Origin of the sequence: Magnetospirillum moscoviense, from assembly GCF_001650635.1 — a bacterium.
Lineage (GTDB): Bacteria > Pseudomonadota > Alphaproteobacteria > Rhodospirillales > Magnetospirillaceae > Magnetospirillum > Magnetospirillum moscoviense.
Genome location: NZ_LWQU01000185.1, coordinates 19904 through 46339, shown reverse-complemented (window position 1 = coordinate 46339; position 26436 = coordinate 19904). Strand labels below are relative to the sequence as shown.

At 66.1% G+C, this 26436-nt stretch carries 26 protein-coding genes; 14 read left to right on the top strand and 12 right to left on the bottom strand.

Annotated elements, in window-relative coordinates:
• Positions 1–72 precede the first annotated feature (72 nt).
• The 4 genes from A6A05_RS17750 to A6A05_RS17735 are packed head-to-tail and all read right to left on the bottom strand — an operon-like array spanning position 73 to position 5315.
• Positions 73–1158, bottom strand: coding sequence for a biotin/lipoyl-containing protein (locus tag A6A05_RS17750; RefSeq protein WP_068504158.1), 1086 nt, complete (start codon positions 1156–1158; stop codon positions 73–75).
• A complete protein-coding gene (locus A6A05_RS17745; protein WP_068504157.1) occupies positions 1148–3100 on the bottom strand; it encodes a dehydrogenase E1 component subunit alpha/beta in 1953 nt (650 codons plus the stop codon). The genes A6A05_RS17750 and A6A05_RS17745 overlap by 11 nt, the downstream gene beginning before the upstream one ends.
• Positions 3097–4203 carry a DegT/DnrJ/EryC1/StrS family aminotransferase gene (locus tag A6A05_RS17740; RefSeq protein ID WP_068504156.1) on the bottom strand — a complete coding sequence of 369 codons (1107 nt, stop codon included), beginning with the start codon at positions 4201–4203 and terminating at the stop codon, positions 3097–3099. The genes A6A05_RS17745 and A6A05_RS17740 overlap by 4 nt, the downstream gene beginning before the upstream one ends.
• Positions 4203–5315: a DegT/DnrJ/EryC1/StrS family aminotransferase gene (locus A6A05_RS17735; protein ID WP_068504155.1), complete on the bottom strand. Its 1113-nt coding sequence runs from the start codon at positions 5313–5315 to the stop codon at positions 4203–4205. Before A6A05_RS17735 ends, A6A05_RS17740 begins: the two co-directional genes overlap by 1 nt.
• A gap of 137 nt (positions 5316–5452) precedes the next feature.
• On the opposite strand from A6A05_RS17735, the gene A6A05_RS17730 reads away from it, so the two are divergent.
• Both A6A05_RS17730 and A6A05_RS22165 read left to right on the top strand, forming a co-directional pair.
• A complete protein-coding gene (locus A6A05_RS17730; RefSeq protein WP_068504153.1) occupies positions 5453–6181 on the top strand; it encodes a Crp/Fnr family transcriptional regulator in 729 nt (242 codons plus the stop codon).
• A 252-nt stretch (positions 6182–6433) separates the two neighbouring features.
• Positions 6434–7132: a CatB-related O-acetyltransferase gene (locus A6A05_RS22165; protein ID WP_068504151.1), complete on the top strand. Its 699-nt coding sequence runs from the start codon at positions 6434–6436 to the stop codon at positions 7130–7132.
• 4 nt (positions 7133–7136) lie between these two features.
• On the opposite strand, the gene A6A05_RS17720 is transcribed toward A6A05_RS22165, so the two are convergent.
• Together A6A05_RS17720 and ubiG are read right to left on the bottom strand one after the other, a co-directional pair.
• Entirely contained in the window at positions 7137–7850 is a 714-nt protein-coding gene (locus tag A6A05_RS17720) for a substrate-binding periplasmic protein (RefSeq protein WP_156521129.1), read from the bottom strand.
• On the bottom strand, positions 7847–8590 hold the full coding sequence (gene ubiG / locus A6A05_RS17715; protein WP_172822316.1) for a bifunctional 2-polyprenyl-6-hydroxyphenol methylase/3-demethylubiquinol 3-O-methyltransferase UbiG: 744 nt from the start codon (positions 8588–8590) through the stop codon (positions 7847–7849). Before ubiG ends, A6A05_RS17720 begins: the two co-directional genes overlap by 4 nt.
• A 134-nt stretch (positions 8591–8724) precedes the next feature.
• Here ubiG and A6A05_RS17710 point away from each other — a divergent pair, with 134 nt between their 5' ends.
• From A6A05_RS17710 to A6A05_RS17695, 4 genes are all read left to right on the top strand, one after another.
• The gene (locus A6A05_RS17710) at positions 8725–9945 is read left to right on the top strand and encodes an aspartate kinase (protein ID WP_068504145.1); all 1221 of its coding nucleotides are present in this window, start codon (positions 8725–8727) and stop codon (positions 9943–9945) included.
• 25 nt (positions 9946–9970) lie between these two features.
• Entirely contained in the window at positions 9971–11017 is a 1047-nt protein-coding gene (locus A6A05_RS17705) for an NAD(P)H-dependent flavin oxidoreductase (protein ID WP_068504143.1), read from the top strand.
• The gene (gene ptsP, locus A6A05_RS17700; protein ID WP_068504141.1) at positions 11017–13281 is read left to right on the top strand and encodes a phosphoenolpyruvate--protein phosphotransferase; all 2265 of its coding nucleotides are present in this window, start codon (positions 11017–11019) and stop codon (positions 13279–13281) included. The genes A6A05_RS17705 and ptsP overlap by 1 nt, the downstream gene beginning before the upstream one ends.
• A 114-nt stretch (positions 13282–13395) precedes the next feature.
• Positions 13396–14493 carry a helix-turn-helix domain-containing protein gene (locus A6A05_RS17695; protein ID WP_068504140.1) on the top strand — a complete coding sequence of 366 codons (1098 nt, stop codon included), beginning with the start codon at positions 13396–13398 and terminating at the stop codon, positions 14491–14493.
• Here the strand turns inward: A6A05_RS17695 and A6A05_RS17690 are convergent, their stop codons facing one another.
• The 4 genes from A6A05_RS17690 to rplM all read right to left on the bottom strand — a co-directional run bounded on the left by A6A05_RS17690 (position 14494) and on the right by rplM (position 17337).
• A complete protein-coding gene (locus A6A05_RS17690) occupies positions 14494–15462 on the bottom strand; it encodes an NADPH:quinone oxidoreductase family protein (protein WP_068504138.1) in 969 nt (322 codons plus the stop codon).
• 16 nt (positions 15463–15478) lie between these two features.
• Positions 15479–16255 carry a hypothetical protein gene (locus A6A05_RS17685; protein ID WP_245644358.1) on the bottom strand — a complete coding sequence of 259 codons (777 nt, stop codon included), beginning with the start codon at positions 16253–16255 and terminating at the stop codon, positions 15479–15481.
• 146 nt (positions 16256–16401) lie between these two features.
• Positions 16402–16872 (bottom strand): 30S ribosomal protein S9, encoded by a 471-nt coding sequence (rpsI, locus tag A6A05_RS17680; RefSeq protein ID WP_068504134.1) that lies wholly within the window; start codon positions 16870–16872, stop codon positions 16402–16404.
• A gap of 6 nt (positions 16873–16878) precedes the next feature.
• Positions 16879–17337: a 50S ribosomal protein L13 gene (gene rplM / locus A6A05_RS17675; RefSeq protein WP_068504132.1), complete on the bottom strand. Its 459-nt coding sequence runs from the start codon at positions 17335–17337 to the stop codon at positions 16879–16881.
• 232 nt (positions 17338–17569) lie between these two features.
• On the opposite strand from rplM, the gene A6A05_RS17670 reads away from it, so the two are divergent.
• The 4 genes from A6A05_RS17670 (at position 17570) to A6A05_RS17655 (ending at position 21582) form a co-directional block, all read left to right on the top strand.
• Entirely contained in the window at positions 17570–17815 is a 246-nt protein-coding gene (locus tag A6A05_RS17670) for a hypothetical protein (protein ID WP_245644357.1), read from the top strand.
• Positions 17816–17889: 74 nt separating this feature from the next.
• Positions 17890–19293, top strand: a complete 1404-nt coding sequence (thrC, locus tag A6A05_RS17665) for a threonine synthase (protein WP_068504130.1) — start codon at positions 17890–17892, stop codon at positions 19291–19293.
• Complete coding sequence (locus A6A05_RS17660; RefSeq protein WP_068504129.1) at positions 19290–20549, top strand: M16 family metallopeptidase; 1260 nt, start codon at positions 19290–19292, stop codon at positions 20547–20549. Before thrC ends, A6A05_RS17660 begins: the two co-directional genes overlap by 4 nt.
• Positions 20550–20637: 88 nt before the next feature.
• Positions 20638–21582, top strand: coding sequence for a hypothetical protein (locus tag A6A05_RS17655; protein WP_068504127.1), 945 nt, complete (start codon positions 20638–20640; stop codon positions 21580–21582).
• Here A6A05_RS17655 and A6A05_RS17650 read toward each other — a convergent pair.
• Both A6A05_RS17650 and A6A05_RS17645 read right to left on the bottom strand, forming a co-directional pair.
• Positions 21579–22283, bottom strand: coding sequence for a class I SAM-dependent methyltransferase (locus tag A6A05_RS17650; protein WP_245644356.1), 705 nt, complete (start codon positions 22281–22283; stop codon positions 21579–21581). The genes A6A05_RS17655 and A6A05_RS17650 overlap by 4 nt on opposite strands.
• Positions 22280–22762 (bottom strand): tRNA (cytidine(34)-2'-O)-methyltransferase, encoded by a 483-nt coding sequence (locus A6A05_RS17645; protein WP_068504124.1) that lies wholly within the window; start codon positions 22760–22762, stop codon positions 22280–22282. The genes A6A05_RS17650 and A6A05_RS17645 overlap by 4 nt, the downstream gene beginning before the upstream one ends.
• 100 nt (positions 22763–22862) lie before the next feature.
• On the opposite strand from A6A05_RS17645, the gene petA reads away from it, so the two are divergent.
• The 4 genes from petA to A6A05_RS17625 all read left to right on the top strand — a co-directional run bounded on the left by petA (position 22863) and on the right by A6A05_RS17625 (position 26410).
• Complete coding sequence (petA, locus tag A6A05_RS17640) at positions 22863–23420, top strand: ubiquinol-cytochrome c reductase iron-sulfur subunit (protein ID WP_068504122.1); 558 nt, start codon at positions 22863–22865, stop codon at positions 23418–23420.
• 9 nt (positions 23421–23429) lie between these two features.
• A complete protein-coding gene (locus A6A05_RS17635; protein ID WP_068504119.1) occupies positions 23430–24668 on the top strand; it encodes a cytochrome b in 1239 nt (412 codons plus the stop codon).
• On the top strand, positions 24668–25435 hold the full coding sequence (locus A6A05_RS17630; protein WP_068504117.1) for a cytochrome c1: 768 nt from the start codon (positions 24668–24670) through the stop codon (positions 25433–25435). Before A6A05_RS17635 ends, A6A05_RS17630 begins: the two co-directional genes overlap by 1 nt.
• A gap of 99 nt (positions 25436–25534) precedes the next feature.
• Positions 25535–26410 (top strand): S-methyl-5'-thioadenosine phosphorylase, encoded by an 876-nt coding sequence (locus A6A05_RS17625; RefSeq protein WP_068504116.1) that lies wholly within the window; start codon positions 25535–25537, stop codon positions 26408–26410.
• Positions 26411–26436: the final 26 nt, after the last annotated feature.

The following is a 26436-nucleotide window of genomic DNA, read 5'->3' as shown; positions in this document are numbered from 1 at the left end:
TCGCCTTGGCTGTTGCGGGGCGCTGGCTTCAGCGTCCGCTCAGATGGTGGCGAACCAGGCGTTTCAACATGGTTAACCGGGCCGGGCCAGACTGCCGTCGTGACGCAGCACCGTACCGGCCGGCACGTCGTCGAACGCCGCCGCCCCCGACACCACCAAGGCGCCGTCGCCGATCGTCACCCGTTTGTTGACGGCCGCACAGATCCCGACCACCGCACCGTCGCCGACGGTGACGTTGCCGCCCAGATGGGCGCCGTCGGAAATGGCGCAATGGCAGCCGACCCGGCTGTGGTGGGCGACACTGGCGCCGGCCAACACGCTGGTCCCGTCACCGATCTCGGCCAAGGGGCCGATCTTGGCCCCGGCGCCGACGAAGCAGCCCGCCCCCAGGCGAGCCGCCGCCGACACCACCGCCGAGGGATGAACCACGGTGGCCGCCTCGAGCCCCAGGCGGGCCAGTTCGGCCAGTTGCGCCGCCCGCGCGGCGCGGCCGGCGGAGCAGGCAAAGACCTTGCGCAAACCGGCCCGCTTCATCTCGTCCCACTGCCCGACCGTCAGCATCGGCAGGTCGAACAAGGCGCCACCGCCCTGGTCGGGCAGATAGGCGGCGGCGCGCCCCCCGCCACCGGCCTGCAGGGCGTCCCAGGCCAGGGTCGCCAGGTTAGTCTCGCCCCACAGCACGATGTCGTCCGGGCCGAAATCGGGCACTACCCCGGGCGTCAGCGCCGGGCCGTCCAGCGGGTGCAGTCCGCGCTCGCGGATCATTGCCAATACGGTGTCGGAGCCGATGGCGGTGTGGCGGGGAAAATCGGCGTGACTCAGCCCGAAGCGGGCCATCAGGTCGCGGGCCTTGCGCGACACCACGACGTCACCCTCCTCGGCCGATGCGACAGTCAGTTCCGCCGCCTGCCGTGGGTCGGCCGTCGGGAAGACATAGGCCAACGGCTCGCCCACCCGGACGGATTGTCCTGCCTGGACCGCCGGCAAGACGAAGCCTGCGCGGTCGGCGGTGAACTCGACCGCCGCCTTGGTGGTTTCCAACTCGCACAGCAAGGTGCCGGCCTTGATCGGCTGCCACGGCGCCACCGCCCAGCGCACCAGCTTGAGCGTCAGATCGTTGACGTTGACATGCGGGGCCCGCAGAACCTCAAACGGCATCGATCACCTCCATCACCGCGGCCACGCACCGTTCGAGCGAGGGCAATGCCCAGGCCTCGCCTTGGGCAGCGGCGGGAATGACCGCGTCCCTGGCCGCGACGCGCGCCAATCGCAGGCCGCCGCCCAACCGTTCGACCAAGGCGGCTGCGATTTCGGCGCCCCAGCCGCCCCGCCGTGTGCCTTCCTCCAGGGTCACCACCCGCCGGCAGGCGCCCAGGGCATCGACCAGTCCGTCAAGCGGAACCGGAGCCAGCTGCGTCACCACCACCACCCGCAGCCGCAGCTCCTCGGCCTCGAACAGGTGGCGGGCGGCCTGCAACGCCAACGGCACCATGCCGCCATAGGTCAGCAGCACCGCGTCGGCCTCGCCCTCGGTCAGGGCCAGCGCGGTGAGTGGAAGGGATGACGGCACCGACCGGGCCAGGAAGCCGCCGATCCGGCCGTCGATGGCCGGCATCATCGCCGTTCCGTAAAGGGCCTTGTTCTCGACATAGAGCTTGGGGCCGGACAGGTCCAGCATGCGCCGCCACAGGCGGACCTGGTCGTGCAGATTATCGCAGGCCACCAAGGTCAGGCCGGGAATGCCCAGGAACAACTTCTCGAGCGACTGGCTGTGGGTCGGGCCATAACCGCGATAGCCGCCCATCGGCACCCGCACCACCACCGGGCAGGACGGACAGCCGCCATACATGCGATCGAACTTGCCCAGATGGTTCAGCATCTGATCGACGATCAGGCTGGAAAAATCGCCGAACATGATCTCGACCACCGGCTTGAAGCCGCCGGCCGCCATGCCGCCGGCCAGACCGACGATGCCGGCCTCGGAGATCGGCGTCGAGCGGACCCGGCCGGGAAAGCGGGTCGATAGGCCGCGGGTGACCTTGAAGGCGCCGCCGTAAGGGTCCTCGACATCCTCGCCCAGCAGCAGCACGGCCGGGTCGGACTCCAGGAGCGCGCCCAGGGCGTCGCGCAGATGGGCCAAAAAGTTGGACGGGGGGCCGCCGTACCAAGTGGCGTCGTTTCGAGGCGCCGGGTCCTGGTCCTCGTCCACCGGCGGCGCGGCCGGCGGCACGGATTGTTCCAGCAGGGCGAAGGCCTGGTCGACCAGATCGGCGGCCTGGGTCTCGGCCTGGGCGGCGTCGGCTTCGGAAAAAAGCGGTCGGGCCAGGACCAGCGGGTCGCGCCGGCGGGCCTGGGCCAACTCGGCTTCGTCGCGATCGTCGTCGCCCTTGCTGTGCGGCCCCAGCCGGGTGGTGTTGGCCACCAGGCAGGCCGGCCGGCCCGAGGCCCGCACATGGCTGGCCAGACGGTCGGCCATGGTCAGCATCCGGGCCAGATCGTTGCCATCGACACTTTCGGTGGGAATGCCGAAGGCGGCCGGGCGATCCGCGATCCGGCCGGCCAGCGAGCGGGCGATGGGGGTCGATTGGGCCACGCCGTTGGCCTCGATCACGAACAGGACCGGGGCCGGCCACAAGGCGGCCAGATTGAAGGCCTCGTAGACGATGCCCTCGCCCAGCATGCCGTCGCCCAGGAAACAGACGGCGATGGCGTCGCTGCCTTGTGCCCGGGCGGCGGCGGCCAGGCCGATTCCATGGGGGACCATGCCGCCCAACACGCCGCTCGAGCAAAATCCTGATTTCTGAATGTGCTGCGAGCCGCCGATCCCTTGCGAGATTCCATCGGGCCGGCCAGCAATCTCGGCGACCAGACCGGCCAAATCGCCGGTTCGCGCGATGTAATGGCCGTGGCAGCGATGGTTCGACACCACCCGGTCGGCCGGCCGCAAGGCCGCCATCACCCCCACCGCCACCGCTTCCTGGCCCAGGCTGGTATGGGTGGTGCCGCGAAAGCGTGCCTTGGCGAAATCGTCCAACAGCCGCTGCTCGAACCGGCGGATGGTGCAAAGCTGGCGGTAATGGTCCAGCGTCGGGGTGGTCATGACGCCCCCTGGGCAGCCATGAACCGGATGATCCCGTCACACACGAAATCGATGTCTTCGGGGGGCAGGAACTGGTGGATCGGCAGCGACAGGATCCGTGCCGCCTGGCGCTCGCATTCCGGGAAGGCGCCGGGGCCGTAACCCAGGCCGGCCGCCGCCGGCTGCAGATGGATCGGGATGGGATAGTGGATCGCCGTCGCGATGCCCTGCTCGGCCAGAAAGGACCGCAGGCCGTCGCGGTCGTCGGCCTGGATCACGAACAGGTGGAAGGTGTTGAACTCGTGGTCCCGGCATGGCGCGTTGAAGGCGGCCAGATGCCGGCGGTAAAGGGCCGCATTGGCACGCCGCCGCTCGATCACGTCCGCCAGCCGGGTCAGGCGGAACGACAAGATCGCCGCCTGCAGCGCGTCCATGCGCGACACCAATCCCCATTCCGGCGCGCTGTTGCGGTCGGCCAGGCCGTGGCTGCGCAAGCGACGCAGCCGCTCGGCCAGGGCGGCATCGTCGGTGACGGCGAAGCCGGCATCGCCGGCGGCGTTCAGATTCTTCAGCGGATGGGCGGAAAAGCAGCCGACATGGCCGAACGACCCGGCCGGCCGGCCGCGATAGCGGGCGCCGAAGGATTGCGCCGCATCCTCGACCACCGCCAGATTATGGCGCGCCGCGATGGCCGTCACGGCATCCATGTCGGCGACCCTTCCGGTCAGATGGACCGGCATGATGGCGCGGGTGCGGGGCGTGATGGCAGCCGCCACCGCGTCGGGGTCGATGTTCTGGTCGGGCCGGACGTCGGCGAAGACCGGCACCGCGCCGACGGCAATGATGGCCCCGGCGCTGGCGATGAAGGAATTGGGCGCGGTGATCACCTCGTCACCCGGGCCGATGCCCAGCGCCTTCAAACCCAGGATCAGCGCGTCGGTGCCGGAATTGAGCGCCACCGCATGGGCGCGGCCGCAGCGGGCGGCCAGGTCCGTTTCCAGCCGCTCGACCGCCTCGCCGCCGACCCAGGCGCCGGTGGCCAGGCAGGATTCGACCACCGGCATCAGGGCTTCGCGTTCCTCGGCGAACTGTGCCTTCAGATCGACGAAGGGAATGCGGCGCATCAGCCCCTGCCGTAGAACTGGCGAATGGCATCCACGGCAGCATCCTGCATGGCCGGCGTCAGATAGGGGTCGATCGGCAGCGACAACACGCTGGCCGCCTGGGCGTCGGAATGGGGGAAGTCCCCGGCCGCATAACCCAGATGGGCCAGGCCGGGCTGGCGATAAAGCGGCACCGGGTAATGGATCTTGGCCGATATCCCCTGGTCGTTCAGATGGCGGACCAGGGCGTCGCGATCCTCGGCGAAGACCATATACAGGTGATAATTCTGGCGGGTGTCGGCCCGGCGGCGCGGCAGGCGGATCTGGGGGATATCGGCCAGGGCGGCATCATAGCGCGCCGCATTGGCGATGCGCCCGTCGACGCTGGCCGGCACGTCATCGACCATCAACAGGCCGATGGCCGCCTGAATGGTGTCCAGGCGCGAATTGCAGCCCAACGTCACCACTTCGTCGCGATGCGCCAGGCCGTGATTGCGCAACAGCCTGAGGCGCGCCGCCAGATCGTCGTCGTCGGTGACGATCACCCCGCCGTCGCCCCACACGTTCAGATTTTTCAACGGGTGCAGCGAGAAGGTCCCGGCCGCCCCCCAGGTCCCGGCCGGGCGGCCGTTCTGTGCGGCGTGGATGGCCTGGCAGGAATCCTCGACCACCGCCAGGCCGTGGCGCTTGGCGATGTCCATGATGGCGGCCATGTCCACCATGTCGCCGGTCAATTGCACCGGCACGATGGCCTTGGTCCGGGGCGTGACGGCGGCTTCGGTGGCTTTGACGTCCATGACGTAGCGGTCGGATTCGCAATCGACCAGGACGGGGGTCGCGCCCAACTCGGCGATGGCGCCCACCGTGGCGATGAAGGTGTTGGCGGCGGTGATGACCTCGTCACCGGGGCCGATGCCGACCGCCTTCAGGGCCAGCTTGATGGCGTCGGTGCCGGAATTGACGCCGATGGCGTGGCGGCTGCCGATCAGGGCGGCGAAGCGGGTTTCGAACCGGCCCACCGCCTCGCCCAGGGTGAAGTCGCCCCGCTGGACCACCGCCTTGATGGCGTCGAGGAAAGCGGTGGGATCGGCGAATTGTTCCGCCAGATAGGAATACCGCACCTTGGTCGTCAACGAGGCCCCCTGTTCTTGGAGTGATCCGCTACGGGCAGAGTAGCGTCCACCGCCCCCACCGTCCAGGGCCGCACTGCCTTGGGGGCTTGCAATTCCCGTCTTGTGCGCAAAATATGGAGGGGTACGGAGGACTGCTCATGGACCAAGTGGACATCAAGGATCGTGGGGACGATCTGGGCAGGGCGGATCTGGCACATATTCTGTTGTTCGAAAACCTGCCTCCCGAAGCGGTGGCCGATTTCGAGAAAGCCGCCAACTGGCGCCAGTATGGCGAGAACGAGTTGGTGTTCGACCAGGCCAGCGACACGCTGGAAGTCTATTTCGTCGTCGAGGGCTGTGTCCGCATCCTGGGCACTGTCGCCGGCGGAATCGAGATCACCCTGGCCGAGGTCCCGGCCGGCAACTTCTTCGGCGAATTGTCGGCCATCGACGGCAAGGGACGGTCCGCCAAGGTGGTGGCCGCCCGCCCCAGCCGGCTGGCCTCGGTCGACGGCGCGGCCTTCGTGGCGCTGATGCAGCGCCACCCCACGGTGGCCTTGCGGGTGATGGAACGCCTGGCCCGCATCATCCGCGGGCTGGATACCAAGGTGGTCAACCTGTCGTCGCTGAGCCCGGAACAGCGGGTGATGATCGAGCTGATCCGCCTGGCCGAGCCCGACCTGAAACTGCCCGGCTTCTGGTCGATCGCCTGCCTGCCGCCCCATTCGGAACTGTCTGAATGGGCCGGCTCGGACCGCGACGTGGTGGCCAAGACCATCGGCGAACTGGCCCGCGACGGCATCGTCAAGCGCCGTGGGCTGGGGCTGGAAATCGCCCAGTGGGAACGGCTGCAGCAATTGGCCAAGCCGGCGCGCGCCCGCAACTGATACCAGATCCGAATTTACCATTCGGAACTGGTATTCCTGATTTTTGCCCCTCGCCGGGCGCAAACCTCCGGTTTGCTTGGCCGCGCCCGCAATGGGCGCCGCATACCAGATCCGAATTGACCATTCGGAACTGGTATGACGACAGCCAACCGAATTTGAACGTGCATTCGCACGGACGAGCGCCTAACCTGCTCGTATCGTTAGTATTCTCGTGGCTCACGCACCGGCCCGAGACATCCTGGAAAGAGCAGCATGACGGAAGAAAAGCGTCTGCAATGGATCAGGTCCGCCTGCGACTGGTCCGATTTTTCCGAAGCCCCCGAGATCGTCTATTCCAGCCCCGACCGGATCGTCTATATCGAGAACAACGTCTCGGCCGATCAGCATGTCAGCTTCTTCCAAAGCGGCAGCGCCATTTATTTCGGCCGATATTCCAGCATGCTGGGCGGCGGCATGATCTCGCCGATGCTAACGGTCGGCCGCCATTGCTCGATCTCGCAAAATGTCGTGCTGGGCGGCGGGCGCCATCCGATGGAGCATCTCAGCACCGGCCTGCTGCCCGGCCAGAGCACGGAATCGGATTATTACGCCGAGGCCAACCAGCATTTCGCCGATAACGACATCAGCGCCTTCACCCGGATCGGCTGCGACGTGTGGATCGGCGCCAACGCCATGGTGCTGCGCGGCCGCAAGGTCGGCACCGGCGCCGTCATCGGCGGCGGCGCGGTGGTCGCCCATGACGTGCCGCCCTATGCGGTGGTGGTCGGCAACCCGGCCCGTATCATCCGTTACCGTTTCCCGGAAGCGATCATCGAAAGCCTGCTGAAGACCCGGTGGTGGACGCTTCCGGAACACGTCATCGCCACCTTGCCCCACACCAATGTCGAGCTGTGCGCCGAATTGCTGGAAGACATCCGGGCCGAGTGGGACGAGACCGCTCGTCCCGCCTAGCGGATCAGCGCGCCCGCCGACGTGCTTCCTCGATCGCGTGATCGTCGGCGGCCACCAGCCGGGCCGAGGTGCCGTCGGCGTTCAGCTCTTTCAGGACCTTGGCCAGGCGCGGCACCAGATCGGCGTGGCGCCGATGGACATAATGATAAAGCGGCACCACCTGGATCGGCGGATCGAGGGAAATCAGCGGCCGCAGGCCGTGGCGATCGACTTCCAGCCAGACCTGGCGGCCTAGCACCGCCACCTCGCAATGGCCGGCAATGACCATGCGGCCCATGCCCTCGATGGTGCCGACGATCTCGCGGTTCATCCCCTCGGTGTTGATCTCGGCCAATTTGTTGCCGCGCAGCACGCACAGACGATAGGGCCGAAGGCTTTCCCAGCCCTTGACCGGGAAGGTCAGCCCCGCGGTGAAGGCGGTGGATTCGAAGGTCACCACCGGCTCGGGCACCTGGATCAGATTGGGATAGGTGGCGCTCAGGCCCGCGATGCGGATCAGGTCGCCGCTGGTCTGGCCGCTGTCGGCCAGGACGATGGCGCGCTCGTTGGGCACCTGCTCGGTCTCGATGGTGATGCCCAGGCGCCGATAGGCCTCGCGCAGGATCAGCAAGGCGCGCGCCGGCAACGGGTCGTTGATGCCTTGCGACAGCACCAGAGTCTCGCCCCGCACCGGCCAGGCCGCCACCAGCAGGACCAGCAATGCGAGGATTCGGGTCACGTCGTCTCCTTGACCGCGAACAGCAGGTAATTGACGTCCAGCGACCGGGTCTCACTCCAGCTGTCGGTCAGCAGGGAATAATCCAGGCCGTTGAAGCAGCGGGTCTGGACCCCGGCCTTGCGCAGCATGGCGGCGAATTCCGAAGGACGGACGAACTTTTTCCAGTCGTGGGTGCCCTTGGGCAGCCATTGCAGCAGGTACTCGGCGCCGACCTTGGCCAGCGCGAAGGATTTGAGCGTCCGGTTCAAGGTCGCCCCCAGGAAGGCGCCGCCCGGCTTCAGGGCCGCCGCCGCCAGCGCGATGAAACGGTCGGGATCGGGGACGTGCTCGATCACCTCCATGGCCATCACCACGTCGAAGCTGGCCGGCGGGGCGTCCTCGGGGCCACCCAGGCGGTAGGTCACCGGCACGCCCGATTGCTCGGCGTGGATGCTGGCGATGGCGATGTTCCGGTCGCCGGCATCGATGCCGGTGACGTTAAAGCCCATGCGGGCCAGGGGTTCCGACAACAGACCGCCGCCGCAGCCGACATCCAGCAGGGTCAAGCCCTCGAACGGGCGCATCGCCTGGGGATCGCGGCCGAAATGGGCGGCCAACTCGCGGCGCATGAAGGCCAGACGCACCGGGTTGAAGCGGTGCAGCGGCTTGAACTTGCCGTCCGGATCCCACCAGGCTTCGGCCATGGCGGTGAAGCGGGCTACCTCTTCGGGCGAGGCGGTCGTGGTCATGGTAAACTCCAGCATTTCCCAAAGGCCGGGCCGCACTTGCTTCCCGAGTGGCGACAGAGTATGAAGAGGCGCCCTGCGGGCGGCAAACCATAAGTTTTCATTGATCGCGGCCAACGAAGGCGCTCGCGGTCCCTAGAGGGTTCCTCATGGCTCGTATCGTGATGAAATTCGGCGGAACCTCCGTCGGCGACATCGACCGGATCAAGAATGTGGCCAAGCGCGTCAAGCGCGAGGTCGATGCCGGCAACGAGGTGGCGGTGGTGGTCTCGGCCATGTCCGGCGTCACCAATCAATTGGTCGATTGGTGCAAGCAGATGGCACCGTTGCACGACCAGAAGGAATACGACACCGTTGTCGCCACCGGCGAGCAGGTGACTACCGGCCTGTTGGCCATCGGTCTGCAGGAACTGGGCCTGAAGGCGCGGTCGTGGACCGGCTGGCAGGTGCCGATCCGCACCGATTCGACCCACGGCAAGGCCCGTATCGACAGCATCGACACCCCCGAGATGCTGGCCGACATGGCCGACGGCACCGTGGCGGTGGTCGCCGGCTTCCAGGGCATCGCCCCGGGCAACCGCATCGCCACCTTGGGCCGCGGCGGCTCGGATACCTCGGCGGTGGCGCTGGCCGCCGCCTTGAAGGCCGATCGCTGCGACATCTATACCGACGTCGACGGCGTCTACACCACCGACCCGCGCATCGTCACCAAGGCCAAGAAGCTCGACAAGATCACCTACGAGGAGATGCTCGAGCTGGCCTCGGTCGGCGCCAAGGTGCTGCAGACCCGTTCGGTCGAAATGGCCATGAAACACCATGTCAGGGTGCAGGTGCTGTCGTCGTTCGTCGACGCCCCCGGAACTCTGGTTTGCGATGAGGATGAGATCGTGGAAAAGGAACTGGTGAGCGGCATCGCCTATAGCCGCGACGAAGCGAAGATCACCCTGGTCCGCGTGTCGGACCGCCCCGGCGTCGCCGCCGCCATCTTCGGCCCGCTGGCCGAGGCGGCCGTCAACGTCGACATGATCGTGCAGAACGTGTCGGAAGACGGCAAGTCGACCGACCTGACCTTCACCGTCGGCCGCGCCGACCTGGACCGCGCCCGCAAGGTGATCGAGGACCACAAGGCCACCTTGGCCTATGAAGGCCTGATCTGCGACGCCAACGTCGTCAAGGTCTCGGTGGTTGGCGTCGGCATGCGCAGCCATGCCGGCATCGCCCAGAAGATGTTCCAGACCCTGGCGTCGGAAGGCATCAACATCCAGGTGATCTCGACCTCGGAAATCAAGATCAGCGTGCTGATCGAGGAAAAGTACACCGAACTGGCGTTGCGCGCTCTGCACACCGCTTACGGGCTGGACGCGGCCTGACCGGGCGACAGGCGGAGGGACGAGAGTGACGATCACGTCAGCGCGCGAGCGACTGGACGGACTGTGGCGTCGGGGCCTCGAGTTCCTGGGCACGGATGTCGCCATCATGGGCGGCGCCATGTCGTGGATCTCTGAACGCCATCTCGTCTCGGCCATTTCGAACGCGGGCGGCTTCGGCGTGATCGCGGCCGGCTCGATGGACCCCGATCGCCTGGCCACCGAGATCGCCGCAACCCAGGAACTGACCGCCAGGCCGTTCGGCGTCAACCTGATCACCATGCATCCCCAGCTCGATCGCCTGATCGATGTGTGCGGCGAATTGCAGGTCGGCCATATCGTGCTGGCCGGCGGTCTGCCGCCGACCACCGCCATCAAGCGGGCCAAGGATACCGGCGCCAAGGTGATCTGCTTCGCCCCGGCCCTGGTGGCGGCCAAGAAGCTGGTGCGCTCGGGCGCCGACGCCCTGGTCATCGAAGGCACCGAGGCCGGCGGCCATATCGGCCCGGTCGCCACCGGCGTCCTGGCCCAGGAAATCCTGCCCGCGATGGCGGCCCTGGTTCCGGTGTTCGTCGCCGGCGGACTGGGCCGTGGCGAGGCCATCGTCAGCTATCTGGAAATGGGCGCGGTCGGCGCCCAATTGGGCACCCGCTTCGTCTGCGCCACCGAATGCGTGGCCCATCAGAACTTCAAGAAGGCCTTCATCCGCGCCGCCGCCCGCGACGCGGTGCCGACCGTCCAGGTCGATCCGGCCTTTCCGGTGATTCCGGTCCGCGCCCTGGCCAACGAGGGCTCGCGCCGCTTCGTCGAATTCCAGCACGAGGTGATCCGCCGCTTCCGTGCCGGCGAGCTGGAAAACAAGGAAGCCCAGCTCGAGATCGAGCATTTCTGGGCCGGCGCCCTTCGGCGCGCGGTGATCGACGGCGATGTCGAGACCGGATCGGTGATGGCCGGCCAAAGCGTCGGCATGGTCACCCGCGAGCAGCCCTGTGCGGAAATCCTGACCGAACTGGTCGACCAGGCGGTGACGGCTTTGGCCGGCCGCCTGCCGACCCCTGCCCTGCCGGTGTCCTGATGGCCGCGGCGACGCCTTCGGTGTCGCGTCGCCTGCTGGCCCGTCTGCGCGACGTCATGGCCGGCGGCGGCAGCGCCGAGGAACGGCTGGAAAAGGTGGTCCATCTGATCGCCGCCGACATGGTCGCCGAAGTGTGCTCGTGCTACGTCATGCGCGCCGGCGAGGTGCTGGAACTGTTCGCCACCGAGGGCCTTAAGAAGGACGCCGTCCACAAGACCCGCCTGCGCGTCGGCGAAGGTCTGGTCGGCGACGTCGCCGCCCACGCCCGGCCGCTGGCCCTGGCCGACGCCCAAAGCCATCCGCACTTCGCCTATCGCCCGGAAACCGGCGAAGAGATCTTCCATTCGCTGATGGGCGTGCCGATCATCAGGGGCGGCCGCGTCGTCGGCGTCCTGGTGGTGCAGAACCGCACCCAGCGCCATTACAGCGACGAGGAAATCGAGACGCTGGAAACGGTGGCGATGGTGCTGGCCGAACTGGTCGCCTCGGGCGAACTGGTCAGCCGCGACGAGCTGGTCCCGGTCGATGGCAACGCGCTTTTGCCGTTGCGCCTGGAGGGCCTACGCCTCAATGGCGGTGTCGGCATCGGCGTCGCCGTGCTGCACCAGCCGCGCATCACCATCCGCCGCCTGGTCGCCGAAGACCCCGAGATCGAGCTGGAACGCCTGAAGCAGGCGCTGACCAGCATCAAGACCGCCCTGGACGAGTTGTTCTCGCGCCCCGAGATGCGCGACGGCGAGCATCGCGACGTGCTCGAGACCTATCGGATGTTCACCGAGGACAAGGGCTGGCTGAGCCGTATCGGCGAGGCCATCCGCACCGGCCTGACCGCCGATGCCGCCGTCCAGAAGGTGCACGAGGACACCCGGGCGCGCATGAGCCAGGTGACCGATCCCTATCTGCGCGAGCGCCTGCACGATTTCGAGGATCTGGCCAACCGGCTGCTGCAGCACCTGGCCGGCGAAGGCGGCCCGGCCTCGCAGGGCGAACTGCCGGCCGACACCATCCTGATCGCCCGGACCATGGGGCCGATGGAGCTGTTCGACTACGACCCCAAGCGGCTGCGCGCCCTGGTGTTGGAAGAAGGCAGCCCGACCATGCATGTGGCGATCGTCGCCCGCGCCCTGGACATCCCGGTGGTCGGCCGCTGCAAGGAAGTGCTGGACAAGGTCGAGGTGCTGGACCCGGTCATCGTCGATGGTGACAACGCCCAGGTGTTCCTGCGTCCGCCCGACGACATCCGCGACATCTTTTCCGACGCCATCCGCCAGCGCCAGCAGCGCGCCGCCCATTACGCCCGCCTGAGGGACCTGCCGGCGAATACCCGCGACGGCGAAAGCGTGCGGCTGATGATGAATGCCGGCCTGTTGCTGGACATGCAGCACCTGCATGATTCCGGCGCCGACGGCATCGGCCTTTACCGCACCGAGCTGCCGTTCATGGCCCGCTCCAGCCTGCCCGATGTCGAGGCGCAGACCCAGCTGTACCGCAAGATCCTGGACCAGGCCGCCGGCAAGCCGGTGGTGTTCCGCTCGCTCGATGTCGGCGGCGACAAGATCCTGCCCTACTGGAACCCCTATGACGAGGACAACCCGGCCCTGGGTTGGCGCTCGATCCGCATCACGCTGGACCGCCCGGCGGTGATGCGCCACCAGTTGCGCGCCCTGCTGCGGGCCGCCTCGGGGCGCGAATTGCGGATCATGTTCCCGATGATCGCCGAAGTGGCCGAACTGGTGCAGGCCCGTCGCGTGCTCGACCTCGAAATCGAACACGAACGCCAAAGCGGCAACCAATTGCCGGTCGTCATCAAGGTCGGCACCATGCTGGAAGTGCCGGCCCTGGCCTTCCAGTTGGACGCGTTGCTGCCGCTGGTCGATTTCGTCTCGATCGGCTCGAACGACCTGGCGCAGTTCCTGTTCGCCGTCGATCGCGGCAACCCCCGGATTTCCGAGCGCTACGACCCGCTGGCCCCGGCCATGCTGTCCTTCATCAAGTCCGTCGCCGACAAATGCACGGCCGCCGGCGTTCCGCTGTCGGTGTGCGGCGAAATGGCCGGCCGGCCGCTGGAAGCCATGAGCCTGATCGCCTGCGGCGTCCACATCTTGTCGGTATCCTCGCCGTCGATCGGCCCGGTCAAGACGATGATCCGCTCGCTCGAGGTCGGCCCGCTTAGGGCCTATCTCGCCACCTTATTGCGCCTGCCCGACCGCAGCTTGCGCGACAAGCTGAAGGCCTTCGCCATCGACCACGGGGTTATCCTTTAGGCCGCCCGGCCTGTGCGCAAGTCTAAAGGTTGCTTGCATACCCCTGACTTTGCTACATCTTAAGCGTCCACGCGGTGTCAAACACCGCCAATGAGGGGGGTGGATCGAAACGCCGTGGAACAGACACCGCAATCCGACACCGACCAGGCGGTCCGCAGCACGGGCGTTGGCCCGACCCTGAAGGCGGCGCGCGAGAAGACCGGCAAAAGCCTGGCCGAGGTCGCAACCATGTTGCGCATCCGCCAACCTTACCTGCTGGCTCTCGAGGAGGGCCGCCACCGCGACCTTCCCGGCGGCACCTACGCCATCGGCTTTTTGCGGACCTATGGCGACTTCCTGGGACTGGACGGCGAGGAGATGGTTCGCCGTTTCCGCGCCGAGGCGGCCGGCGACCTGCATTCTCGCTCCGAGCTGGTTTTCCCCTCGCCGGTGTCGGAAGGCCGCGTGCCGGGTGGCGCGATCCTGTTCCTGGGCCTGATGTTCGCCGCCATCGCTTATGGCGCCTGGTACTGGCTGTCGGCACGCGACATGAAGGTCGCCGATCTGGTGCCCAACCTACCCGACCGTCTGTCCGGCCTGGTCGGCAACCAGGAAGCGGCCAAGACGCTGCCGCCCGCTCCCAAGCCCGACGAACCGCCGGCCGCGAACCCCGCCGCCCCGGCATCTTCCAAGGATTCCGAAGTCGTGCCGCCGTCGGAATCCGACGACGATGCCAAGACCAAGGCCGATCCCGCTAAGCAGGAACCGGCCAAGGTCGAGCCGGCCAAGCCCGAAAAAGCCAAGACCGAGCCTGCAAAGACTGAAAAGGGCAAACCCGAACCGGCCAAGCCCGAAATCGCCAAGCCCGAGCCCGCCAGGCCCGAACCGGCCAAGGTCGAGCCGGCCAAGCCGGCCGCCGAATCGCCGGCCGAGAGTCCCACCCTGAAGATGACCTCGCAGGATTCGTCGGGCTCGCGCGTCACCCTGACCGCCACCGGCGACGATTGTTGGGTGCAGGTGCGCGAAATGGACGGCCAGTTGCTGATGTCGCGCCTTTTGCGCAAGGGCGACAGCTACTCGGTGCCGAACCGTCCCGGCCTGACCCTGATGGTCGGCAATGCCGGCGCCCTGGACGTCAGCGTCGATGGCAAGAAGGCGCCGTCGCTGGGAAGTTCGGGCATGGTGCGCCGCGATATCCGCCTGGACCCCGACAAGCTGCTGACCGGCGGCTGATCACACCGTCAGTACGACCTTACCGGTGGCCGAACGGCTTTTCAGCATGGCGATGGCGGCGGCTGCCTCGGCCAGCGGCACGGTCTTCGACACATGGGGGAACAGCTTGCCGGCGGCCCACCAATCCAGCGCTTCCTGCATGCTGGCCCGCACCATCGCCGGGTTGAGCTTACGGTAGGCCCCCCAGTAATACCCGATCACCGTGACGTTCTTGACCAGCAAGATGTTGGCCGGAATCTGCGGCACGGTCCCCGAGGCGAAACCGACCACCAGGATGCGGCCGTCCGGGGCGATCGAGCGCAAGGAGGCGTCGAACACCTGGCCGCCGACCGGGTCATAGACCACGTCGGCGCCGCGTCCACCGGTCAGTTCCTTGACCCGGGCGCGAATGTCCTGGTCCTTGTAATCGATGCCGTGATCGGCCCCATGATCCAGCGCCACCTTGACCTTGTCGGGCCCGCCGGCAGTGCCGATCACAGTGGCGCCCAGGGCGCGGCCGACCTCGACTGCCGTCAGTCCGACACCGCCGGCGGCACCATGCACCACCAGGACCTCGCCGGCCTTCAGACCCGCCTTGACCTTGAGCCCAAGATGCGAGGTGCCATAGGCCACCGGAAAGCCGGCGGCGGTGACGAAATCCAGTTGGTCGGGCAAATGATAGACGTCGGTGATGTCGGCCACCGCCTGTTCGGCGAAGGCGCCGCCGGTCACCGTCGCCATCACCCGGTCGCCGACGGCGAAGCCGGTGACGCCGTCACCCAGGGCGGCAATGGTGCCGGCCAGTTCCATGCCGGGCACGAAGGGCGGCTGGACCGGTTCCTGGTACTTGCCGGCGGTAATCAGCGAATCGGCGAAATTAACCCCGGCGGCGGCGACGTCGATCAGCACCTGGCCAGGGCCGGGAACGGGGGTGGTGAAGTCGATGAATTCCAGCGCGGCCCCGAAGGCCGGGCAGACGATGGCGCGCATCACGTTTCCTTGATGGTCAGGCGCGGGCCTTTTGCGGGCGTTCGCGTTGCGCCGCCCAGGCCAGCTTGAGGGTGGTGAACAGCACGATCTCGGTCAATTGGTCGTGGGTCAGGACCTTGGCCACCTCCTGGCGGGCGTAATCGACCAACTCGCGATCGGCCTTGGGCGAGGACAACAGGTTGGTGATCAGTTCCTTGCGCACCAGCGGCGGGTATTTGCACACTTCCTTGCACAAGGACGCCTTGACCATGATCGGCACCTGGCTCGACACGAACAGGCGATCGACACACAGGGCATAGATGCCGAAATCCAGCTTGCCGGCGACGGCGCGGGTGAATTCCAGGAACTCGTCCAGGAACAAGGCCTCGGAAATCTTCTTCTCGGCCAGCAGCTTGACCACTTCCAGGAAGGAACGATAGCGCTGGCGGGCTGGACCGACGGTACCGCCGATCTCGGCGGCCAGTTCCTTGATCTGATTTTCGCGGAAGCGCGAATGGATCATCGCCTCGGCCGACTCGCGCACGCCGGAATCGAAGGCGGTTTCCTCGATCAGGGCGAACAGCCGTTCATAGCGGGCCCGGTCGGCGACACCCAGCTTGCTGGCGGCGATCCCCAGCGGCAACACCGCCGCCTTGGCCACCATGGCGTCGCGCCCGACGATGGCGGCCATCGACAAAGCCGCCAGATCGCCCACCGTGCCGTTCAACAGATCGTCGGTGATGACCAGGCGGGCACCGGGGGCCAAGGTCAGGTTGGTATCCAGCGCGCCGCATTCCATGAAATGCGCCGCCATGTCGCGGGGCGCATTCAGGGGCGTGGATTTAGTGGCGGCACTTGGATTCATGGCCGCTATTTAGCCCTAAGCGGGAGTCGGGGACAAGCAAAAGAAAAAGGGCCGCCGGAAACCGGCGGCCCTTTCGTCCCGATAATCGAAGCGGATTAGCGCTTCGAGAACTGGGTGGAACGGCGAGCCTTGTGCTTGCCGTACTTCTTGCGCTCGACGACGCGGGGGTCGCGGGTCAGGAAGCCGCCGGCCTTCAAAGGCGAGCGCATGCTCGGGTCGAAGAAGGTCAGGGCGCGGCTGATGCCGTGACGCAGCGCGCCGGCCTGGCCCGACAGGCCACCACCGGTCACGGTGCACATGACGTCGAACTGCTCTTCGCAACGGGCGGTCTGGAAGGGCTGATTGATCAGCATCCGCAGAACCGGACGGGCGAAATAGACGGTGACGTCGCGACCGTTGACGATGATCTTGCCCGAACCGGGCTTGACCCACACGCGGGCGACGGCGTTCTTGCGCTTGCCGGTCGCATAGGCGCGGCCCTGGGCGTCGACCTTACGCTCATGGACCGGAGCGGTCTGGACAGGAGCGGCGGCCTTGAGATCGGCCAGGCTGGAGAGATCGGCCATGAGGGACTACCTCTTGTTCTTCGGGTTCAACGCGGCGACATCCAGCACTTCCGGCTGCTGAGCCTCGTGCGGATGGGCAGCGCCGGCATAGACGCGCAGATTCTTCATCTGCTGACGTCCCAGCGGACCACGGGTGATCATGCGCTCGACCGCTTTTTCGATCACGCGCTCGGGGAAACGACCGCCTAGCAGCTGGCCGACGGTACGGCCCTTGATGCCGCCCGGATGACCGGTGTGCCAGTAGAAGGTCTTGTCGGCCAGCTTGTTGCCGGTCAACTTCACCTTTTCGGCGTTGATGACGATGATGTTGTCACCCATGTCGACATGGGGGGTGTAGGTCGTCAGGTGCTTGCCGCGCAGACGCATCGAGATGACGGTCGCGAGGCGGCCCAACACGACGCCGTCCGCGTCGATGATGACCCACTTCTTCTGCACTTCGGACGGTTTGGCGTTATAGGTCTTCATGGCACCCACGGCAAAACCAGTTACGAAAGCCAGGCGAACCCCGGCCTTCCAAGGGCGCGGAGTATGCCACGCCAGCCGCCACAGTCAATAGATTTTAAATCGTTTAAAATCAATGCGTTATTACAACGGTATTATGATACCTCGTTTGCGGCCTGCGGATTTCCGCCGCTTGCAGCCATGCGTCATTGTTCATATCCCAGCCGCCGGCAAGGGCGCATAGTGATGGGGGCCGATGTTCAGGCGAACCCCGGCCCTTCCGGTGAAGGATTTCGCCATGATCGCCCATTCCGTAATGACCTTTCCCATCAGCCGCGGGCTGGAGGGGCTTAACCGCCTGACCACCTATCTGAACGCTTTGCCGCTGGCCGGCGACTGGCATTTCAGCCATGGGACCCGCTTCGACCAGACCGAGGTCGCCATCGATTTCGAGCTGTCCGCCGACCTGGATCTGGTCAGGTCCAGCCCCGGCCTGGCCTGATGGGCGCCGACGCTTGCTGACCGCGCCCCATCCCGCTAGTGTAGCCGACCGCGTTTTCCACGCTTGAGGCACGAGTGAAGTACGTCAGCACCAGGGGTCAAGCCCCAATTCTCGGTTTCGACGATGTCTTGTTGGCCGGTCTGGCCCGCGATGGCGGCCTTTACGTGCCGCAAAGCTGGCCGACTTTCTCCGCCGCCGACATCCGCGCGCTGCGCGGCCTGCCCTATGATCAGTTGGCCGCCCGGGTGATGGCGCCCTTCGTCGCCGGCTCGGTGTGCGAAGCCGCGCTGCCCGGCCTGGTCAAGGACGCTTATGCCGGCTTCACCCATCCGGCCATCGCCCCCCTGAAGCAGATCGGCCATAACCAGTGGGTGTGCGAGCTGTTCCACGGCCCGACGCTGGCCTTCAAGGATTACGCCCTGCAGCTGGTCGGCCGCCTGTTCGACCATGTGCTGACCGCGCGGGGCGAGCGGGTGATGATCGTCGGCGCCACCTCGGGCGACACCGGCTCGGCCGCCATCGAGGCCTGCCGCGACCGCAAGGCGGTCGATATCCTGATCTTGCACCCCAAGGGCCGCACATCCGACGTGCAGCGCCGCCAGATGACCACCATCCTGTCGGACAATGTCCGCAACCTGGCGGTGGAAGGCACGTTCGACGACTGCCAGGACATCGTCAAGGCGCTGTTCAACGATCTGGCCTTCCGCGACGAACTGCGCCTAAGCGCGGTCAATTCCATCAACTGGGCCCGGGTCATGGCCCAGGTGGCCTATTACTTCGCCGCTGCCGTGGCGCTGGGCGCGCCCGACGTGACTGTGTCGTTCTCGGTGCCGACCGGCAATTTCGGCAATGTCTTCGCCGGCTACGTCGCCAAGAAGATGGGGCTGCCCATCGACAAGCTGGTGGTCGGCTCGAACCGTAACGACATCCTGACCCGCTTCTTCGAAGGCGGCGTGATGAAGGCCGACGGCGTGGTGCCGACCCTGTCGCCCAGCATGGACATCCAGGTGTCGTCGAATTTCGAGCGCCTGATGTTCGACAGCCTGGGCGGCGACGGTCCTGCCGTCGAAAAGCTGATGAACGATTTCCGCGCCCACGGCGCGGTGGCCATGCCGCAAGGGGCGTGGGCCATGATGCGGACCCTGTTCGAGGGCCACCGCTTCGACGACGACCAGACCCTGGCCCTGATGAAGAGCCTTTATCATTCCACCGGCGAAATCCTGGACCCCCATTCGGCCATCGGCGCCGGTGCCGGTCTGAAGGCCAAGCTGGCCGCCACCAGCCCGATGGTGGCGCTGGCGACGGCGCATCCGGCCAAGTTCCCCGACGCGGTGACCAAGGCGACCGGCATCCATCCGCCGCTGCCGCCGCATCTGGCCGATTTGTTCGAGCGGCCCGAGCGTTACGAGACCATCGCCGCCGATGTCGGCGCCATCCGCGAGGCCGTGCGCGCCTTCGCCAACCGGAAGACCTCATGACCATTCGCGAAACCCGCCTGCCGTCGGGCCTTCGGGTCGTTTCGGACCCGATGTCGACGGTGGAAAGCGCCTCGCTGGGGGTGTGGGTCGATGCCGGCACCCGCCACGAAGAGCCCGAGGTCAACGGCATCTCGCACCTTCTCGAGCACATGGCCTTCAAGGGCACCGAGCGCCGCTCGGCCCGGGCCATCGCCGAGGAGATGGACGCCGTCGGCGGCCATCTGAACGCCTATACCGCCCGCGACCATACCGCCTATTACGCCAAGGTTCTGAAGGAAGACACCGCGCTGGCCTTGGACATCGTCGCCGACATCTTGCAGCACTCGACCGTCGATGCCGAGGAACTGGCGCGCGAACAGACCGTGGTGGTGCAGGAAATCAGCCAGGCCATCGACACCCCCGACGACATCATCTTCGACCATTTCCAGGCGATCGCCTATCCCGATCAGCCGCTGGGCCGCCCGGTGCTGGGCACCGAGGGTCTGGTGCGCGCCATGACCCGCGACACCGTCCAATCCTATTTGCAGCGTCATTACTCGGCGCCGCGCATGGTGCTGGCCGCCGCCGGGCGCATCGATCACGACCAACTGGTCGAGGCCGCCGACAAGGCCTTTGCCAACCTCGCCACCACGGCCGAGCCCGAACAGGTCGCCGCCCGCTATGTCGGCGGCGATTATCGCGAGGAACGCGACATCGAGCAGGTCAATCTGGTGGTCGGCTTCGACGGCGTGTCCTATGACGACGCGGATTATTACCCCGCCTCGGTGCTGTCGATCCTGCTGGGCGGCGGCATGTCCAGCCGGCTGTTCCAGGAAATCCGCGAAAAGCGCGGCCTGGTCTATTCCATCTATTCCTTCGCCTCGTCCTATGCCGATGGCGGCCTGTTCGGCATCTATGCCGGCACCGGCGAGGACGAAGTGGCCGAGCTGGTGCCGGTCCTGTGCGACGAAGTGGTCAAGATCTGCGCCGGCGTGTCGGGCGACGAATTGCAGCGCGCCCGCGCCCAGTTGAAGGCCTCGATCCTGATGAGCCTGGAAAGTACCTCGTCGCGCTGCGAACAGGTGGCCCGTCAGTTGCTGGTCTATGGCCGCCCGATCCCGACCGCCGAGGTGGTGGAAAAGGTCGAGGCGGTGGAATCGACCGACATCATCCGCGTCGCCAAGCGCCTGTTCGCCACCACGCCGACCATCGCCGCCATCGGACCGCTGGGGCAATTGGAAAGCTACGAGAAGATGGCCCAGAGGCTGAAGCTTTAAGCTGCATAGACCTTGGGCATAGACTCTTATTGGGTTTCGTGAGAGCATTTTTCCCCAATGACGGGTGTCATAATGGGGAGGGGCTCGCATGATCCGCATCGCAAAATCCATCCGCGCCTTGGCGGCGGCGACTTTTCTGTCCACCGCCCTGTCCGGTTGCGCGGCGACATTCAACGGCCAAGGCGGCCTGGCCGACGAAGCGGCCGATTCGGTGTTCCGCGCCGATTCGAAACAAATGCGCGCCCTTCGCGGCACCGTCGCCTTGTCGGTGCTGGGCAATCTGGCCATCCAGCGCCATCACAAGTCCGACGACGAGGTGATGGCCATCTATGCGCAGATCATGGCCGCCGCCCGGCCGCTTGGCGTCGCCTATGCCTATGCCCGCTCGGCCGATTGTCCGCCGCCGGCCACCGGCGGCTGCGTCATCCCCGGCCGTTTCGTCGCCTCGTTCGACCAGGCGATGATCGAAGCGGTCAGCCCGCTGATGAGCCTGGCGGTCACCGGCATGCCCAACATCGACGGCTCGAAGCTGCTGTCTTCGGTGGGCGAGCAGAACTATATCGGCGCCTTGGTGCAATTGTGGAACATCGTGGCCGACCTTTCGCGCTCGGGCCGCCGGCTGGCGGCCGGCTATCGCGACGGGATCGATCTGCAGGCCGCGGTGCTGACCACCGACTTCCAGCCCACCGGGGCACTGCCGACAGACAATCCCTATGACAAGCTGAAGGCGGCCTATTCACCGCTGGGCTCGGACCTTGGCGCCCTGCGCGAGCTGATCGCCGCCATCGGCAACGACACGGTTCTGGGGCCGCAGATGCGGCGCCTGCAACCCAACGCCAAATGGCTGCTGAGCGAATTCTCGCTGCTGCAGGAGAGCTGCCAGCAGCACCATATCGACAGCCGGGTCGCCCATTCCACCATGGCCACCCAATTAAAGATCGATGCCACCAATCTGTGTGCCGGCCCGGAAACGGCCTTCCGCGAGGCGCACGACAAGCTTGCCGCCAAGCTGGGACTGACGCCCCTGCCCTAAGCCCGCCGCGTCACCCAGCCGCCGAAGCACAAGGCGCGAAAATAAGGCTGCGGCGGGGTGAAGCCGGCCTGCTCCAGCAGTTCGGCCAACCTCGCCTCGGTGACCGGGTGGATGTCGCGGTCGACGTGGCGGAAACCCTTTTGGATGGCCTCCTCGTCGATGCCGGCGGCGCGCTGCAGATGGCGCCAGAAGGTGCGCAACTGGGCCTGCCAGTCTTCGTCCCAGGCCGGGCCGAACAGATCGGCCAGGATCAGCGGCGCGCCGGGCTTCAGGTGCTTGGCGATGTCGGTCAGCAGCGCCAGCTTGGCGCCGTCGTCGGCCAGGAAATGCAGAACCAATAACAAGGTCGCGGCGTCGAACGGCTCGAAGGTCGGCAATTCGGCCACCGTCGATGGATACAGGCGGACACGGCCGGCCAGGCCGGCCTCGGCCACCTTGCGCTCGGCCACCGCCAACATTTCCTGGGCCGGGTCCAGCCCGACCAGGGCAAGGCCGGGGCAGGCCATCGCCAGGGCGATGCATTCGACGCCGGTGCCGGCGCCGACCACCAGGGCGCGACCGTGACCGCCGGTCATCTCGGCGAACACCATGCACGACAGCTGATGCAGGGCGTCATAGCCGGGAATGGCCTCACGCACCCGGTGGTCGTAGGCCTGGGCCCTTTCGGCGGCAAACATCCGCTTGGAATCGTCGGTCGTCACAAGCCATCCTTTCCGGGGAAGCCCCCTAATTGGCGAAGCGCCTCGCCCACCGCCAAGGTCGCCGCCAGCGCCACATTCAGCGAGCGCACCTCGGGCCGCATCGGGATGACGAGCGAGACATCGGCCTGGGCCGCCACCTCGTCGGGCACACCGGCACTTTCGCGTCCGACCATGATGACATCGCCCGGGCGGAACGAAAAGCCGTCCAGGCGTTGGTCCCCCCGGGTGGTCAAGAGTATCAGTCGATGATTCTCGCCTGCCTGGACCTGGCGGAAACTGGCCCACGAGGCATGGCGGCGAACCTGGGCATGGGCGACGTAATCCATGCCGGCGCGGCGCATGCGTTTATCATCCCACAGGAAGCCGCACGGCTCGATCACGTCCAGCGGGAAACCCATGCAGGCGGCCAGCCGCAGCAGGGTTCCCGCGTTCTGAGGGATGTCCGGTTGATAAAGAGCAAGCCGCAAAAAAGCCGTCATGAATTAGATTTCGCTTAACTACCATGACTCCCCTGTTGATCGGGGCTCGCCAATGTGGTTAATAGGGCCGCTTCCGCGGGTAAACAAGAGGTTTAAGTCAATGGCTGATACGGCGACGCATGCCCAGCCCTCGTCGGCGGACGGGCAGACCAGGCGGGATTTCCTGCTGTATGCCACCTCCGCTGTCGGCGCTGTCGGCACCGGTCTTGCCCTGTGGCCGTTCGTGCACAGCATGAACCCGGCCGCCGATACCCTGGCATTGTCCACCACCGACGTGGACATCTCCGCCATCCAACCCGGTCAGGCGATCACCGTCGTCTGGCGCGGCAAGCCGGTCTTCGTCCGCCACCGTCAGCCTGAGGAAATCGCCCAGGCCGCCAAGGACGATTCCGCTGCCGATCTGCGCGACAAGGCGACCGACGCCTCGCGTGCGCAGAAGCCGGAATGGCTGGTGCTGATCGGTGTTTGCACCCATCTGGGCTGCGTGCCGCTGGGCCAGAAGCCCGCCGACCCCAAGGGGGATTTCGGCGGCTGGTTCTGCCCGTGCCACGGCTCGCACTACGACACCTCGGGACGTATCCGCAAGGGTCCGGCCCCCGCCAACCTGCCGGTGCCGGACTACAAGTTTACGTCCGACACCACTATCCGCATCGGTTAAGGATCGGCCATGAGCGGTTTTCAGACCAATAATAAGGTGGTGAGCTGGCTGGAGCAGCGGCTTCCCATCTTCTCGATGATGCAGCATTCGGCCGTCGAATATCCGACCCCGAAGAACCTGAACTACTGGTGGAACTTCGGCTCGCTGGCCGGGTTCGTGCTGGTGGTGATGCTGCTGACCGGCATCTTCCTGGTGATGAACTATTCGTCCCACACCTCGCTGGCCTTCGACTCGGTCGAGCGCATCATGCGCGACGTCAATTACGGGTGGCTGATTCGCTACCTGCACATGAACGGCGCCTCGATGTTCTTCATCCTGGTCTACATCCACATTTTCCGGAACCTGTACTACGGATCGTACAAGTCGCCGCGCGAAGTGTTGTGGTGGATCGGCATCCTGATCTATCTGGCGATGATGGCCACCGGCTTCCTGGGCTATGTGCTGCCGTGGGGCCAGATGTCCTTCTGGGGCGCCACCGTCATCACCAACCTGTTCTCGGCCTTCCCGATCGTCGGCGATCCGATCGTCACCCTGCTGTGGGGCGGCTTCTCGGTCGATAATCCGACGCTGAACCGCTTCTTCTCGCTGCACTACCTGCTGCCCTTCGTCATCCTGGGCCTGGTCGTGCTGCATGTGTGGGCTCTGCATACGGTGAAGTCGAACAATCCGCTGGGCGTGGAAATCCAGAGCCCGGCCGACGCCATCCCGTTCCATCCCTACTACACCATCAAGGACCTGTTCGGCATCGGCGTGTTCCTGATGTTCTTCCTGGGCTTCGTTTTCTGGGCGCCGAACTTCTTCGGTGAGCCGGACAACTATATCCCGGCGAACCCGATGGTGACCCCGGCCCACATCGTGCCCGAATGGTACTACCTGCCGTTCTATGCGATCCTGCGCGCCTTCACCATGGACATCTGGGTCATCTCGGCCAAGCTTCAAGGTGTGGTGGCGATGTTCTCGGCCATCATCATCCTGTTCTTCCTGCCGTGGCTCGACACCTCGAAGGTCCGCTCGGCGAAGTTCCGCCCGCTCTACAAGCAGTTCTTCTGGCTGTTCCTGATCAACTGCCTGGTTCTGGGTTATGTCGGCGGCAAGCCGGCCGAGGGGGTGCTGGTCACCATCGGCCAGATCTGCACCGCCTACTACTTCGCCCACTTCCTGATCATCATGCCCCTGCTGGGCAAGATCGAGAAGCCGAAGGCCCTGCCGGCCAGCATCTCGGCGCCCGTGCTGAAGGAGAAGGCATAATGCGCAAGCTCATCCTTTCGGTGCTGACCGCCGCCTCGGTGGCCGGCCTGTCGGGCACCGCCCTGGCCTCGGGCGGCGGCGAGCCGCTGATGAAGCCCGGCTTCTCGTGGGAAGGTCTGTTCGGCAAGTACGAAAAGGCCCAGTTGAAGCGTGGCTTCGAAGTGTTCAACGCGATCTGCTCGAACTGCCATGGCCTGCGTCTGGTGGCCTATCGTAATCTCTCGGCGGTCGGCCTGACCGGGGAAGAGATCAAGGACGTGGCGGCTGCCCGCGAAAAAGCCGACGCGCCCAACGACGAAGGCCTGGTGTCGATGCGCGCCGGCCGGCCGTCGGATAAGTTCATCGATCCGTTCCCCAACGACAAGGCGGCCGCCTCGGCCAACGGTGGGGCGTTGCCGCCCGACCTGTCGCTGATGGCCAAGGCCCGCGTCGGCGGTCCGAACTACATCTACTCGCTGATGTTGGGCTTCAAGGACGAGGCTCCGGCCGATCATCCGATCCCCGAGGGCAAGTACTTCAACACCTACTTCCCCGGCAACGCCATCAGCATGCCGCCGCAGCTGATGGAAGATCTGGTCAGCTATACCGACGGCACCAAGGCGACGCCCGAGCAGTTGGCCAAGGACATCACCGCCTTCCTGAATTGGGCCGCCGAGCCCGAACTGGACGAGCGCAAGTCGTTGGGTCTGAAGGTCATGCTGTTCCTGGCGGTGTTCACCGCCATGCTGTACGCCCTGAAGGTCCAGATCTGGAAGAACCTGCACTAAACTGCAGGGGCCATCCCGACCACGAAGCGGCCGCCATCCTTGCGATGGCGGCCGTTTTGTTTTACCAACGCGGCAATCGTTCATCAGGGGGTTTTTGCCATGACCACACCCGTTCTCGGCATCATCGGCGGTTCCGGCGTCTACGACATCGACGGGCTGACCAACAAGGAATGGCGCCGCATCGACAGCCCGTTCGGCCCGGCGTCCGATGAATTGCTGTTTGGCGAGTTGGACGGCCAGAAGCTGGTGTTCCTGCCCCGCCACGGTCGCGGCCATGTCATCCCGCCGTCGGAACTGAACTATCGCGCCAATATCGACTGCATGAAGCGAGCCGGCGTCACCGAGATCGTCTCGGTCTCGGCGGTGGGATCGTTGAAGGAAGAGTTGTCGCCCGGCACCTTCGTCATCGTCGATCAGTTCGTCGATCGCACCTTCGCCCGGGTCAAAAGCTTCTTCCAGACCGGGCTGGTCGCCCATGTCTCGATGGCGCACCCGGTGTGCGGCCGCCTGGGCGACATCATCGAGAAGGCGGCGACCGACGCCGGCATCATCGCCGTGCGCGGCGGCACCTATCTGGTGATGGAAGGCCCGCAATTTTCCACGCAGGCCGAAAGCAACCTCTATCGCCAGTGGGGCTGCGACGTCATCGGCATGACCAACATGCCCGAGGCCAAGTTGGCCCGCGAGGCCGAGATGTGCTACGCCACCGTCGCCATGGTCACCGACTATGATTGCTGGCACCCCGACCACGACGCGGTGACGGTGGAACAGGTGATCAAGGTTTTGGTGGAAAACGCCGACCGCGCCCGCGCCCTGGTCAAGGCCATCGTCCCCTATGTCGGGGGCCGTTCGGGCGTTTGCGCCAAGGGCTGCCACACCGCGCTGGAACACGCCATCATCACCCATGGCGACAAGCGCGACGCGTCACTGGTGGCCAAGCTGGACGCGGTGGCCGGCCGGGTGCTGAAGGGCTGAAACGCAACAAGGCGGCGGGTGGCCCC

Excerpts from the sequence above, each read along its gene's own strand:
- A6A05_RS17750 (WP_068504158.1), bottom strand. The coding sequence starts at position 1,158 with ATGCCGTTTGAGGTTCTGCGGGCCCCGCATGTCAACGTCAACGATCTG.
- A6A05_RS17745 (WP_068504157.1), bottom strand. The coding sequence starts at position 3,100 with ATGACCACCCCGACGCTGGACCATTACCGCCAGCTTTGCACCATCCGC.
- A6A05_RS17740 (WP_068504156.1), bottom strand. The coding sequence starts at position 4,203 with ATGCGCCGCATTCCCTTCGTCGATCTGAAGGCACAGTTCGCCGAGGAA.
- A6A05_RS17730 (WP_068504153.1), top strand. The coding sequence starts at position 5,453 with ATGGACCAAGTGGACATCAAGGATCGTGGGGACGATCTGGGCAGGGCG.
- A6A05_RS22165 (WP_068504151.1), top strand. The coding sequence starts at position 6,434 with ATGACGGAAGAAAAGCGTCTGCAATGGATCAGGTCCGCCTGCGACTGG.
- A6A05_RS17710 (WP_068504145.1), top strand. The coding sequence starts at position 8,725 with ATGGCTCGTATCGTGATGAAATTCGGCGGAACCTCCGTCGGCGACATC.
- ptsP (WP_068504141.1), top strand. The coding sequence starts at position 11,017 with ATGGCCGCGGCGACGCCTTCGGTGTCGCGTCGCCTGCTGGCCCGTCTG.
- A6A05_RS17690 (WP_068504138.1), bottom strand. The coding sequence starts at position 15,462 with ATGCGCGCCATCGTCTGCCCGGCCTTCGGGGCCGCGCTGGAATTCATC.
- A6A05_RS17685 (WP_245644358.1), bottom strand. The coding sequence starts at position 16,255 with ATGGCGGCGCATTTCATGGAATGCGGCGCGCTGGATACCAACCTGACC.
- rpsI (WP_068504134.1), bottom strand. The coding sequence starts at position 16,872 with ATGGCCGATCTCTCCAGCCTGGCCGATCTCAAGGCCGCCGCTCCTGTC.
- rplM (WP_068504132.1), bottom strand. The coding sequence starts at position 17,337 with ATGAAGACCTATAACGCCAAACCGTCCGAAGTGCAGAAGAAGTGGGTC.
- A6A05_RS17670 (WP_245644357.1), top strand. The coding sequence starts at position 17,570 with ATGTTCAGGCGAACCCCGGCCCTTCCGGTGAAGGATTTCGCCATGATC.
- A6A05_RS17660 (WP_068504129.1), top strand. The coding sequence starts at position 19,290 with ATGACCATTCGCGAAACCCGCCTGCCGTCGGGCCTTCGGGTCGTTTCG.
- A6A05_RS17655 (WP_068504127.1), top strand. The coding sequence starts at position 20,638 with ATGATCCGCATCGCAAAATCCATCCGCGCCTTGGCGGCGGCGACTTTT.
- A6A05_RS17645 (WP_068504124.1), bottom strand. The coding sequence starts at position 22,762 with ATGACGGCTTTTTTGCGGCTTGCTCTTTATCAACCGGACATCCCTCAG.
- petA (WP_068504122.1), top strand. The coding sequence starts at position 22,863 with ATGGCTGATACGGCGACGCATGCCCAGCCCTCGTCGGCGGACGGGCAG.
- A6A05_RS17635 (WP_068504119.1), top strand. The coding sequence starts at position 23,430 with ATGAGCGGTTTTCAGACCAATAATAAGGTGGTGAGCTGGCTGGAGCAG.
- A6A05_RS17630 (WP_068504117.1), top strand. The coding sequence starts at position 24,668 with ATGCGCAAGCTCATCCTTTCGGTGCTGACCGCCGCCTCGGTGGCCGGC.
- A6A05_RS17625 (WP_068504116.1), top strand. The coding sequence starts at position 25,535 with ATGACCACACCCGTTCTCGGCATCATCGGCGGTTCCGGCGTCTACGAC.